Consider the following 11,637-nt stretch of genomic DNA (forward strand, 5'->3'; position numbering starts at 1 on the left):
CGGCTCCACCGATCAGGTCGCCGGGCAGATCGGCGGCTCATGACTGGCGGCCGGCTCCATCGGACTGGTCGCCGGTGTTGCAAAATAGCGCCCCAGCACCAGGCCGCTGATCAGCTTCAGCACTGCGGGCACACCCACGTAGACGACAGGGATCGCCAGAAGCGCGCTTTGCGGCTGGTCCGCAGCAGGAGCGCCCTGCTGGAATTCGGCAAAGGACAGCGCCATGGCGACCAGGAAGCCGCCGATCGCCAGCGTCGCCTTCTCCATTGCGGTATAGGCCGCCGCGAACAGCCCCTTGCGGGGGCTGTCGGGCCCGTCGAGCGCGATGGCCTCGACCAGCGAGGCGAACGAAAGCAGCGTGTAGCCGCTCGACGCCGTGCCCGATACGAAGCCGTAGACGACATAGGCCCACACGTTCCCGGTCGGCACCAGCAACACTGCGCCCGCGACCACGGCGGCATAGAAGGAAGCCACGCGATAGGCGCGCACCGGCCCTGCACGATTGGCAAGACGAACCCACAGGATCTGCGCCAAGCCCGAACCCGCGACCGAGGCCAGGATCGAGACCCCCATCACGTCCATCGAAAGCCGCATCGTGTAGATCAGGAAGTAAAGGCCGCCACCTTGCGTCACCCCGAAGCCGATCAGTTGGAGAAGCGCCGCGACGAAAACAATGCGGAACGGGCGATGGCGGAACGCGTCGCGCACCTGGGCAAGCATGTGCCCTTCGATGCGCGGGCTTGCCGCGAGCGGTTGGCGAACCGGCACGAGCACCGCGGTTGCCAGTGTCGTCACCAGCATGATCGCGCCCACCACCCAGGCCATCGTGCCGTAGGCCGACTTGTCGCCACCCAACCGCTCGATCAGCCAGGGCGCGAACGAGAGCCCGGCCAGCACCCCGACGAGGCAGAAGTACTGCTTGTAGGAGAGCGCCCGGGTGCGCTCGCGCGATTCGCGTCCGATCTCGGCCGCGAGGGTCAGGTAAGGCACCGAATAGATCGAATAGCCGGTCGCGACGAGCAGGTAGAGCAGCCCCACAACGCATGTCGCCAGCAGCGGTGAGGATGGCACCGCCACGTTGAAAAGCATCACGAAAGCGACGAACGAGACCACCGCGCCGACGAAGAGGAAGGGCTTGCGCGCGCCCCAGCGCCCACGCGTGCGGTCCGACAGCATGCCCACCACGGGGTCGGCCAAGATCACCCAGATCTTGGGAAGCAGGATCGCGAAGCCCGCGTAGGCTGGCGGTATCAACAGCGCATTGGTCATGTAGAACAGCAAGAGCGCGGTGGGCACGTCACGCATGATCTGGTTGCCGGTCATCCCCACGCCGTAGGAGAGATAGTCGCGAAGCCGCGGCGCGCTCATCGGGCATTCCCTTCATGGCTTGACGATCGCGGACATCCGGGCGGGCTGAGTGGCGGCATGATCGGCGCTCCATCCTGACAGGACCGCGAGGCTACGCGCGCTCGGTCGCTTGACCAGTGCGCATCGCCCCGATCTCTCGCGATGTGAACATCCACGCAGAAGGCGCGTGACGCAAATTCGCGGGGCAAAGCCGCAGGCCCCTGCCGCCAATGTTCGCTTTGCGAGAACGGCTCCCTCGGGTCCTTGTCAATCGAAGGCGCGAGGGGATGGTGGCCGCTGCTTCACCGTTTCATGATCCCAGCAGGAGCCGCCGATGGCGCAATCCGAACTCATCCATTTCGTCGCCGACCTCTCGCTCATCCACACGATGGCGAAATGGCGGGTCAAGGGGGCCTGGTCGGGCTACAAGCCCTATGGCTCGCCCGATCTCTACATCGATCTCGCCCGCATCCTCGAACAGGGCAAGTTCGATGGCGCCTTCTTCGCCGACGTCGCGGGCACCCCGCTGTTCGAAGGCAAGCCCGATGCCACGGTCGAATGGGGCGTAGGCTGGCCGCGCCACGATCCGCTCCCGCTCGCAATCGCGATGGCCATGGCAACCAAGCACCTGGGCTTCGTGACCACCATGTCGATGACCTACCACCACCCCTTCAACGTGGCCCGGCTCTATTCGAGCATCGACCACGTGACCGGCGGGCGCATCGCCTACAACGCGGTCGTCTCGGGATTTCCCCAAGAGGCGCAGAACTTCGGCTATGACACGACGCCCGACCACGAATGGCGCTACCAGCGCGCCGAGGAGTTCCTCGAGGTCATCAACAAGCTGTTCGATTCGGTCGATCCCGACGCCATGCTGTGGGACCGCGAAACCGGCCGCGTTGCCGACCCCACCAAGGTGCGCCGCATCGACCACGAAGGCGAACACTTCAAGGTCATGGGGCCGCTCCCTTGCGCGCCCTGTCCGCAAGGCCGGCCAGTTCAGGTCCAGGCCGGCGCCTCGGCCTCGGGCATGAAGCTGGCCGGCCGCTACGCCGATTTCCAGTTCGCGATCCCCTGGAACCTCGAGAAGGCCAAGGCGCACCGCGCGAAGCTGGACGAAGCCGCCATTGCCGCCGGGCGTTCCCCGCGTGACCTTGGCGTACTGTGGGCCTATGGGTTCGACGTCGTTTCGGGGCCCGAGGAAGCCGCCTACAACCGCCAGCGCCTGCTCGATGCGATCCCCCCGCAGATGGCGATGATCTTCGTCAGCCAGTGGTGGGGTGTCGACGGGTTCCGGCTCGATCCCGCGCGCCCGGTCCACGAGACGGTTGCCGAGATCAAGGAGCGCAACCTCGGTCCCAACTGGAGCTACATCGACGACGCGGTGGCCACCACTACGCCGACGACGACGATGGCCGAATACGTCTCGGCGTGGATGACCGATATGCCCTGCTTCATCGGCACGCCCGAAGTGATCGCCGACGAAATGGAAGCCTTCCACTTCGAGACCGGCGCGAACGGCGGCTTCATGCTCAACCCGCGCAGCCGCGTCCCGGGCGACTACCAGCGCTTCGTGCAGGAAGTGGTCCCCATCCTCCAGGATCGTGGATTGATGAAGCGCGAATACGCCGGGCCCACCATGCGGGACAACCTGCTTGTCTGAGCCAAGACAGCAACCCGGGCAGGCGCTGGCGACACCGACGCCCTCCCCCAAGCTTTCCCCTGCGGCCACATATGGACCGATGTCGCTGCGCCAGGCGAACCTCGCGATGCTCGCGCTGACGATGTCGCTGTTCGTCGCTGCTCTTTCCAACCTCGTGGTGCTGACCGCGATGCCGCGCATCGCGGGCGAGCTCGGGGCCAGCCAGGCCGCCTACTCCTGGATCGTGACCGCCTCGATGCTCACGATCACCATCACCATGCCGATCTGGGGGCGCATCTCGGACCTGTTCGACAAGAAGCGCCTGATGCAGGGAAGCGTGGCGGGCTATGTGCTGTTCTCCATGTGCGCGGGACTTTCGCATTCGGCCTGGCTGATCGTCGCCTGCCGCGCCGGTATCGGGGTTTGCGCGGCCGGGATCATCATTCTCATCCAGACCATCTCGGTGGAAATCCTGCCCCCGCGCGAACGCGCAAAGTGGGTCGGCTACCGTAGCCTGATCATGGCGGTGGCGACACTCGGTGCGCCCACGCTCGGCGGCCTGCTTACCGACAACCTGGGCTGGCGTTCATGCTTTTTCATCGGGGTGCCGGTCGCCGTGGTCTCGATCGCCCTGGTCCAGCGTTTGCTACGCCTCGAGCGCCCCGTATGGAAAGCCGTGCGCATCGATTACGAAGGTGCCGCATTGCTCTCGCTCGGCATCACCGCGGTCATGCTGTGGGTGACGGTGACGGGCCCCGCGCAAGGGTGGTTCGCGCCGATCAGCCTTGCGCTCCTGGCGGTAAGCCTCGCCCTCCTCGCCGCGGCCGCCTACGTCGAACACCGCGCGGTCATGCCGATCCTGCCGGTCGACCTGCTCCTGCGCCGCGACGTCCTCATGTGCGTGCTCGCAGGGATCGGCACGGGCGTCGCCTTCTTCGGCTCAGCGGTGTTCCTCGCGCAATATCTGCAACTCGGCCGTGGTCTCACCCCGACCCAGGCCGGTCTCATGGCAATCCCCGAAGCCGGCGCGACGGTGGTCACCTCGCTCCTCGTCTCGCGCTACATCGCGCGCAGTGGGCGCTATCGCCTGCCCCTCGTCGCAGGGGCGCTGCTGATCAGTGGCGGCTATGCCGTCATGGCCCTGATCGGCAGCACGACCTCGCTGGTCCAGATCGCGGCGGGGGTCGCCATGATCGGCGCCGGGCTCGGCATCGTCTCGGAAAACCTGGTGCTGGTCGTGCAAACGCTCGTCGCGCGCGACCTTGCAGGGACGGCGGGCGCGGCGGTCGCCTTCTTCCGCACTCTGGGCGGCGTATTCTGCGTAGCCTTCATGGGGGTCGTGCTTTCGCACCAGGTCGATGCGAGCGTGCGCGAGGCGGGCTTCCCTCCGCTTGCTGGCAAAGTCCCCGAACTCGCCCGGCTTGCTCCAGCGCTGCGCCACGCGATCGAGCAGGGCTATGTATCGGGCTCGGCGCTCGTCTACCTCGCCTGCACGCTGCCAACGCTCCTGATCCTCGCCTGCATGCTTCTGCTCCCCGAGCGCACGCTCGACGAGCACTGAAACCTTCGCCGCACCGGACCGACGCGGCCCGGTGCGGACATCACTCGCTGAAGTTGCCCGAGTGGAACCGACGCAGCACCCAGGCGCCGCCCGCTTGCCGTGTCCAGACCGCCGAGGCCGTCGTCTTCAATTCGAGCACCTTGTCGTCCGGAAGTCGCAGGCGCATTGCGAAGACCGACTTGATCGAAGCCGCCCCCTCCAGCACCAGCACATCCTCGCTAAGCGGAGTGATCGCCTCGAAGCGGACGGCGCCCAGCTTCTCCAGATAGCTCGTGCGCGTATCGGTGCCCCCATTGGCGTGGGTCCAGACCAGGTCCGGCGCGAGCAGTGCACCGAGCGCCTTGCGATCGAGCCCGATAAGTGCCGCGCGGCGCGCGGCTTCATACTCCGTAACTCCACCTACCGGTTCTTCCAGGGATTGCGGCATCTCGGGCTCCATCTGATCAAACTGCGTGAACGAAAGACAGGCACCGCGCCGGGCAATGCCGCCCCCCTCTTGCCGCCTCGCTCCCTGCGCGCAAACACACCTTGCGCGCTCGTGTCCGCATCCCGAGCATCGCGGCGAACCGTGGCGATGAAACGCCCGGTTGCAGCCGACGCGAATAGACGGCATCACCACGCGATGAGATCGCCGCGCGCCAGCCTTCCGCTAGCCGCTTGCCTTGCAAGCCTCGCCCTCCTCTTCGGGCATTCCGCGCTCGCCGCTCCCACCCCGGCACCCAGCCCTACGCCAGCCAACGCCGCCTCGTCGCCAGTCGGTGCCCCTGCCACGCGCACCGCGCAGATCCACGCGCTCATCGCGGGCAATCTCGATCCCGCGATCGATGCCAAGGACTTGTTCGGCTCTTCGCTCGCGGGCATCGATACGCCGCGCCTTCGCGCAGTGGCGCGGCTGTTGAAGGACCCCGCGCTGTTCGAACGCGTCTCGCAGGACCCTGCGCAACTCCAGGGCCTCGTACCGGAACAGGCCCGGCTCGCACTCGCCCAGGCAACGTTCCTGCGACTTCCCGCCAATCGACGCAAAGCGCTGCTGGCTGCGCACGCCAAGCTTCACGAAGCCTACCGCAAGGCCCACGAAGCCAAAAGCTCGGACAGCGTCGAAGTCGTCCGGCTCACGCAGGAACTTACCGGTCTGCAGGCTTTCCTCGCCGGAAAGCCCGTCCCAGACGGAGCGCTTCGGATCAACCTCCTCGACAGTTACAAAGGGCTCGACGAGCCCGCGCTGCTCAGCGATGCCCCGATCGCAGACGCGCCCGCGCCTCCCGACGACGCACCCAACAGGGCGCGGATCGCCTGGCTCGAGGCACAAATCGCCCGTGCGCAGCGCACGATCTTCCAGATGCCGCCCGAGGACCTGGTCAAGCTTGCCGCCGCCTCAGGCCTCACCTCGGGCGCGGCGGACGAGATCGCCCGCGCCGAGGCGCAGCTACGCAACGCCCGTCAGCAACTCAGCAAGGCGCAGCAGGCGGCCGACACCGCCGCGAGCGAGCATGAACGCCTCGTCGCAAGCGAGCGTGCGCGGCTTCTGCGCACCGAGCAGTCCCAGGCCCAGTTCCGCTCGAACATGGCCCGAAGCGGAAATGAGGCCGTCACCATTGCCGACAACGCGCTGGCCTGGCGTCGCCGCGCGCAAGAAGCCGAGCAGGTCGGCGACACCGGCGCTGACACGTTCTACGACGAGCTCGTTCTGGAACTGACCGCCGTGCGCAGCCAGTTGCGCCGGGAACTCGACACGCCCGACTACCCTGCTCCCGATGCCCTGGCGCCTTCCCCCCTCGATCGCGCACTCAACCCGACCGCGCCCGAGACGCGCGCCTTGCGGGCACATTTCGCGGTTCTCGAACGCAACGCCGCCCTGTTGCGCGAAGCCCATGCCGCGCGGCTCTGGCGCCAGCGCACCGCACTTCGCGACGCCATGAAGATGCTCAACGGCTCGCGCCTGTCGCTGCTCGGGTCGCTGAGCCCGACCAAGCGCGCGCGCGTGACCGGGTTCGGCAGCGAGGGTGTCGCCCAGGTCCGGCGTGAGATTTCCGAAATCGCGCTCGAGCTCCACTTCAACGTGAAGTCGTGGCGCCGCATGGCTTCGGGCGCTGGCGCGCGGCTGACCAGCCCCTCGCCGGCCTTCGTCCTGGCGATCATGCGGCTCATGCTGATCGGCCTCCTGTTCAGCTGGTGGCGCAAGCGCGGCGACGCTCTCCTCGCCCGCGCGCAGGAGGATGCCGCCGCCAAGCGCCCGCGCACGGTGATCCGCTCGCTCCAGACCAGCGCCTTGGCGCACTGGCGCGCGATCCGCCCCGCGCTCGACTGGCTGATGCTCTCAATAGCGCTCTACTGGTTCTGGCCCGCCGAACTCGCCGCGGCGGGGCTGCGCTTCGTGTGGATCGTGGTGTTCTGGTCGCTTGCCACGCTGGTAACGGTCCAGTTCGTCAACGAGCTGGCGCGCGGCAATGGTGCGGACGACCCGCGCGCCGCCTTGCGCTGGCGATCGCTCAAGCTCATCGCGGGCAGTCTCTTGGTCGTCGCACTGCTGCTCGACCTGACCCGGGCCAGTGTCGGCGAAGGCGCGATCTATTCCTGGGTGGTAACTTTCGCCTGGCTGCTGGTTCCCGTCGTGGTCGCCTTGCTCACCGACTGGTGGCGTACGCGCATCGTCGCCCTGGCCGCAGCCGACGCGGGCCAGAGTGGCCTGCTGCGCTGGATCGCCGGAGACCCCGGCGGACTTCCAGGTCTGCTCGGCCGGACTGCTGTCGGGGCATTGCTCCTGGTGCGCGGTGTGCACGCGGTCATTGCACGGCGCATCCGCGACATGGCGCTGGTGCGCGAAATGCTCGAGCAGCGTGCCCGGATCGCTGCCGAACGCCAAGTCGCCGAAGACAAGGCGAGCGGGCGCTTCCACCGTCTGCCGCCCGAGACACTTGCACACTTCGAGCCGCACCGTGCGCCCGCCCGCCTGAGCCAGGGACACGAGCGCCCGGGCCACCGCGCCTTGCCCGTCCTCGCCCCCGGATCGCTCACGCTCGTGATCGGCGAGCGTGGGCTCGGCAAATCCTGCTTTCTGCGGGATCTTGCCGCAAGCGTCGAGGGCAGTTGGCAGCACGTGCATTTCGAGGTTCCGCCTGGCCCGCCCGCCGACTGGGTCGAAACGCTGCCCGAGCGGATCGCTCAGGAGTTGGACGAAGCCAGCGCCCGCGCCTTCGTCACCATCGACGACATCCAGCGCCTCATCGTCCCCGCGATCGGTGGACTTGCCGCACTCGACCGGATGATCGCCCTCGCACGCGCCAGCAGCGCCCAGGGCCATTGCTGGGCCTTCGCGCTCTCGCAGGCCGCCTGGCACTTCCTCCAGCGCGCACGCAACGAGCGCATCCTGTTCGACGCTATTGTTGCGCTACCCGCATGGAGCACGCAGGACTTGCGCGCCCTTATCGAGCGACGCACCGGGCAGGCCGGGATCACGCCCGATTTCGACGCCATGGTCGATGACGGGGTGTTCGAATTCGGCGAGGACGTCTCGGCCTCGGAGCGCCGCAAACGCGGCTATTTCGAGCGCCTCGCCGATTATGTCGGCGGCAATCCCGCGATCGCGCTCGACTACTGGCGGCGCTCGCTCTTCGTTGACAGCGAGACCGGGCAAGTCACCGTGCGCACTTTCGACACGCCCTCGCTCGAGAGCCTCGCCGTCCTGCCGCTCTCAGCGCAGTTCGTGCTGCGCGTGCTGCTGCAGATGGACTACGCCGATGCCAACGCCATTCACGCCAGCACGGATCTCGGCGCGCTCGAGATTAGCGACGCCCTGCGCCGGCTCGAACGCATGGGCGCGGTCGTGCCGGACAAGGGGCAATACCAGATCACCATGCACTGGTGGATCACGGTCGCGCGGTTGCTCGCGCGCCAGAACCTGATCATCCGGGAGAGCCGATAATGACGCGCCTTCGTTCCCGACGGGCCCAGGCACCGCTTCGCTTTGCCCCGGCAATCCTCACCCTGCTCGCTCCCTCGCCACTTCTCGCGCAGGCGGACGTAGACCTCGACAGTCTCGATCGCCTCGCCGAGATCGTGCGCTGGGGCGGACTGTTTACCTCGTTGTTCGTCGTGATCGGCGCGTGGATGCTGCTGCGCCTGCTTGCGCGCTTCGTCGCCGCCTTCGGCAACGAATTTTCCTCGCGGCGTCTCACCCTCCACAAGGTGAGCACGATCGGGCAGTTCCTGATCTACGTTGCGACCACCGCACTCGTCCTGCTGCTCTCGTTCCGTTTCGACGAGACGACGCTCGCGCTCATTGGCGGTACCGTCGCCGTTGCGGTCGGCTTTGCCATGAAGGACCTCGTCGCTTCGTTCATCGCGGGCGTGATCGTGATGGTCGACCGCCCCTTCCAGGTCGGCGACCGTGTCAGCTTCGGGGGCGAATACGGCGACATAACCGCTATCGGGCTGCGCTCGGTGCGCATGCAGACGCTCGACGACAACACCGTCACCATCCCCAACAGCAAGTTTCTCAACGACATCACGTCTTCGGGCAATTACGGCGCACTCGACATGCAGGTGGTGATGGATTTCACCATCGCCGCCGACCAGGACATCGAACGCGCCCGCGAAATCGTGAACGAGGCGGTGCTCTCGAGCCGCTACGTCTTCCTCGCCAAGCCCGTGGTGATCCTCGTCAACCAGTGGGTCTCGGACTACCTCGTCGGCGTGCGGCTGCGCCTCAAGGCCTACGTCCTCGACACGAGGTTCGAGAAAGCCTTCGAATCCGACGTCAACTTGCGGGTCCTGCGCGCTTTCCAAAACGAAGGTATCGCCACGCCGGGCGCCGTGCCACGCATCTGAGATCGTTCGCATAAAATCTCGAAAACAGATGATGTTTGCGATATAAATAACGGAATATATGCAATTTAACCTATATGGTTTTCGCTCCAATCAGAGCGCCTTGCCGCAAGCTTCCATCGGCAGGCCAAGCTCCGGTGCCTCAACGAAGCGCTGATCGGTGAGGCTCTCGAGAAAGGCGACGAGACGCGCCATCGTCGCCCCGTCATAGGCGCCCAGCCCCGCGTGACGTGCGATCGCCTGTGGCAGGTCCGGCGCCGATCCGTCGTGGAGATAGGGCGCGGTCAGCGCGACGTTGCGCAGGGGCGCGGTGCGAAAGCGCCCGCGATCGGAAGGCTTTCCGGTCACTTCGGCAAGGCCCTGGTCCGCGCCCGAAGCGCCCTCCTTCTCAATCCGGTGATAGGCCTCATCGGTCAGGTTCTCGCCCGCATGGCAGGACGCGCAGTCCTTTGCGAAGAGCGCCTCACCGCTCCGCGCTTCGTCTGAAAACACCGTATCCTTGCCTTTGCGCCAGCGATCCCAGGGCGCATCGTGCGAGACCAGTGTGCGCTCGAAGGCCGCCAGTGCCCGCGCAACGCGCGGGTAGTCGATCCCAGGCCCCTCACCCGCGAAGGCGTCTGCAAACATCGAACGGTAACACGGGTCGGCCCCCAGCCTCCTGGCGATCTCGTCGGCATGGCCCTTCATCGCCATCTCCACTGGGTGCTCGCCGAGCATTGGCACGTCGACCTGGCCTGCGAGGTCGGTCTGGCGCGGGTCGGCCCAGGTCAGACGCGTGAATTCACCGACATTGGCAAGGCCCGGTACATTGCGCCGCCCCGGATCGTCGAGGGCACCGGGATGGACGCGGTTGCCGTCGGCAAACGCGTGGCGCTGCTCGTGGCAGGTTGCGCAGGACATCGTCCCGTTGATCGAGAGGTCAGCCTCGTAGAACAGCCGCCGCCCCAGCGCGATCTGCGCCTCTGAATCGTCACTCGACGCTGCGGGCTCCTGCGCGCCCGTCGCAAGAAGCAGCGCCGTGCCCGCCAATGGTACAAGCCACCTCCTCCTCACACGCATGATCAGGAAGCGGATGCAATCAAGATCTCGACTTGCGGGTCCGCGTTGGCCGAAACCTGGAGGGTATAGGTGCCGGGCGTGAGCGCGAATGCGACCAGCTTGCGGATTCCCGAGCATTCCGGCCCGTGACCATGCGCGGTCGAGACAAGCGCCTTGCCTTCACGCACCACGTCGATCCAGGCCGCGCTGCCAAGGCCGATCCTATAGGTACCTGTGCGTTCGATCCGAAATGTGAAGAGCCCGCCGTAGCTTACTGATCCACCGGGCTTTTCCGGGCGAATCTGATAGCTTACGGAACGCGTGGGGAGCAGCTGGGCATCGACGGCCCGCCCCAGTCCGATCGTGGCTTTGGGCAGCGACTGCCGGTCGCCGGCAGCGGTCAGCGTTTCCGGAGTGACCCACGAGGCGAATTCTGGGGGAAGCGGCGCCCTGTCGGTACAGGCCACCTCACTTCGGTTCGCTTCCCCCATGGCTTCTTGCGCGTGTGCTCCACCACCAACCAACGCAACCGCCATAACCGCAAGGAGCGAAGTCACACGCCTACCTGCAAAGTACGTCATGATACCCCCACTCCGTTTTCGGGCTTTACTATATCCTGCGGAATATAATATTCAATGGAATATAGCTTGGCGGGATCGCGCAGGACAGCCTCGCGCGGTTCCGGGGCAATCAGGGGGATTACAGGAACATGCGTCATATGACCGCCTTCGCGGCCACGCTCGGCTGCGTACTTTCTACGCCTGGACAGGCACAGACGAGCAACGAGGACTCCCGATCCGAAGCCGAGAGCACGTTCACGCTCGGCCAGATCGTGGTTACCGGGCAAAGCCGCAAGGAACCCGGAATCGACCTCCAGACGCTCGACGCCAGAGCCATGCAGACCTTCCAGCGCAACACGCTCGACGACGCGGTCAACCTCATGCCCGGAGTCTCGGCCACCAACAGCGGCGGATCGCGTAACGAGCAGCTCATCTTCTTGCGCGGGTTCGACCGCTACCAGGTGCCGCTATCCATCGACGGCATCCGCGTCTACCTCCCTGCCGACGGACGGCTCGACTACGGCCGCTTCCTCACCGCGGCTCTGTTGCAAACATTGGTGACGGCCGGGCAGCGTCACCCCGTCTGGGGATCAGGCAGCATTGGCAAAATGCTGATTGAGCACGTCCATGGCCTCGGTCATGACCGAGGGGCCAATGCCAAATGC

General features: G+C 66.2%; 9 protein-coding genes. 5 read left to right on the forward strand and 4 right to left on the reverse strand.

What is annotated here, in order from left to right; genetic code table 11:
* Positions 1–12 precede the first annotated feature (12 nt).
* Positions 13–1,368 (reverse strand): MFS transporter, encoded by a 1,356-nt coding sequence (locus tag HT136_RS24090; protein WP_214202392.1) that lies wholly within the window; start codon positions 1,366–1,368, stop codon positions 13–15.
* 313 nt (positions 1,369–1,681) lie between these two features.
* Between HT136_RS24090 and HT136_RS24095 the strand changes: the two genes are divergently transcribed.
* Together HT136_RS24095 and HT136_RS24100 are read left to right on the forward strand one after the other, a co-directional pair.
* Positions 1,682–3,010, forward strand: a complete 1,329-nt coding sequence (locus HT136_RS24095) for an NtaA/DmoA family FMN-dependent monooxygenase (RefSeq protein WP_214202393.1) — start codon at positions 1,682–1,684, stop codon at positions 3,008–3,010.
* Positions 3,003–4,550, forward strand: a complete 1,548-nt coding sequence (locus tag HT136_RS24100) for an MFS transporter (RefSeq protein WP_214202394.1) — start codon at positions 3,003–3,005, stop codon at positions 4,548–4,550. Before HT136_RS24095 ends, HT136_RS24100 begins: the two co-directional genes overlap by 8 nt.
* A gap of 40 nt (positions 4,551–4,590) precedes the next feature.
* Here the strand turns inward: HT136_RS24100 and HT136_RS24105 are convergent, their stop codons facing one another.
* Complete coding sequence (locus HT136_RS24105; protein WP_214202395.1) at positions 4,591–4,977, reverse strand: nuclear transport factor 2 family protein; 387 nt, start codon at positions 4,975–4,977, stop codon at positions 4,591–4,593.
* A gap of 195 nt (positions 4,978–5,172) precedes the next feature.
* Here HT136_RS24105 and HT136_RS24110 point away from each other — a divergent pair, with 195 nt between their 5' ends.
* Together HT136_RS24110 and HT136_RS24115 are read left to right on the forward strand one after the other, a co-directional pair.
* Positions 5,173–8,472 carry a hypothetical protein gene (locus HT136_RS24110; protein ID WP_246544332.1) on the forward strand — a complete coding sequence of 1,100 codons (3,300 nt, stop codon included), beginning with the start codon at positions 5,173–5,175 and terminating at the stop codon, positions 8,470–8,472.
* Positions 8,472–9,377 (forward strand): mechanosensitive ion channel family protein, encoded by a 906-nt coding sequence (locus tag HT136_RS24115; protein WP_214202396.1) that lies wholly within the window; start codon positions 8,472–8,474, stop codon positions 9,375–9,377. The genes HT136_RS24110 and HT136_RS24115 overlap by 1 nt, the downstream gene beginning before the upstream one ends.
* Positions 9,378–9,467: 90 nt before the next feature.
* On the opposite strand, the gene HT136_RS24120 is transcribed toward HT136_RS24115, so the two are convergent.
* Both HT136_RS24120 and HT136_RS24125 read right to left on the reverse strand, forming a co-directional pair.
* Positions 9,468–10,403 (reverse strand): cytochrome-c peroxidase, encoded by a 936-nt coding sequence (locus tag HT136_RS24120; protein WP_246544334.1) that lies wholly within the window; start codon positions 10,401–10,403, stop codon positions 9,468–9,470.
* A gap of 32 nt (positions 10,404–10,435) precedes the next feature.
* On the reverse strand, positions 10,436–10,879 hold the full coding sequence (locus HT136_RS24125; protein WP_343222309.1) for a hypothetical protein: 444 nt from the start codon (positions 10,877–10,879) through the stop codon (positions 10,436–10,438).
* 242 nt (positions 10,880–11,121) lie between these two features.
* Between HT136_RS24125 and HT136_RS24130 the strand changes: the two genes are divergently transcribed.
* Positions 11,122–11,637 (forward strand): TonB-dependent receptor plug domain-containing protein (locus tag HT136_RS24130; protein ID WP_214202398.1); only part of this gene is annotated, 516 nt, incomplete at its 3' end.

The organism is Novosphingobium profundi (assembly GCF_018491765.1).
In the GTDB taxonomy this organism is placed as follows: domain Bacteria; phylum Pseudomonadota; class Alphaproteobacteria; order Sphingomonadales; family Sphingomonadaceae; genus Novosphingobium; species Novosphingobium profundi.

Bases quoted from the DNA above. Each gene is read 5' to 3' on its own strand.
- HT136_RS24090 (WP_214202392.1), bottom strand. From the start codon at position 1,368: ATGAGCGCGCCGCGGCTTCGCGACTATCTCTCCTACGGCGTGGGGATG.
- HT136_RS24095 (WP_214202393.1), top strand. From the start codon at position 1,682: ATGGCGCAATCCGAACTCATCCATTTCGTCGCCGACCTCTCGCTCATC.
- HT136_RS24105 (WP_214202395.1), bottom strand. From the start codon at position 4,977: ATGCCGCAATCCCTGGAAGAACCGGTAGGTGGAGTTACGGAGTATGAA.
- HT136_RS24110 (WP_246544332.1), top strand. From the start codon at position 5,173: ATGAGATCGCCGCGCGCCAGCCTTCCGCTAGCCGCTTGCCTTGCAAGC.
- HT136_RS24115 (WP_214202396.1), top strand. From the start codon at position 8,472: ATGACGCGCCTTCGTTCCCGACGGGCCCAGGCACCGCTTCGCTTTGCC.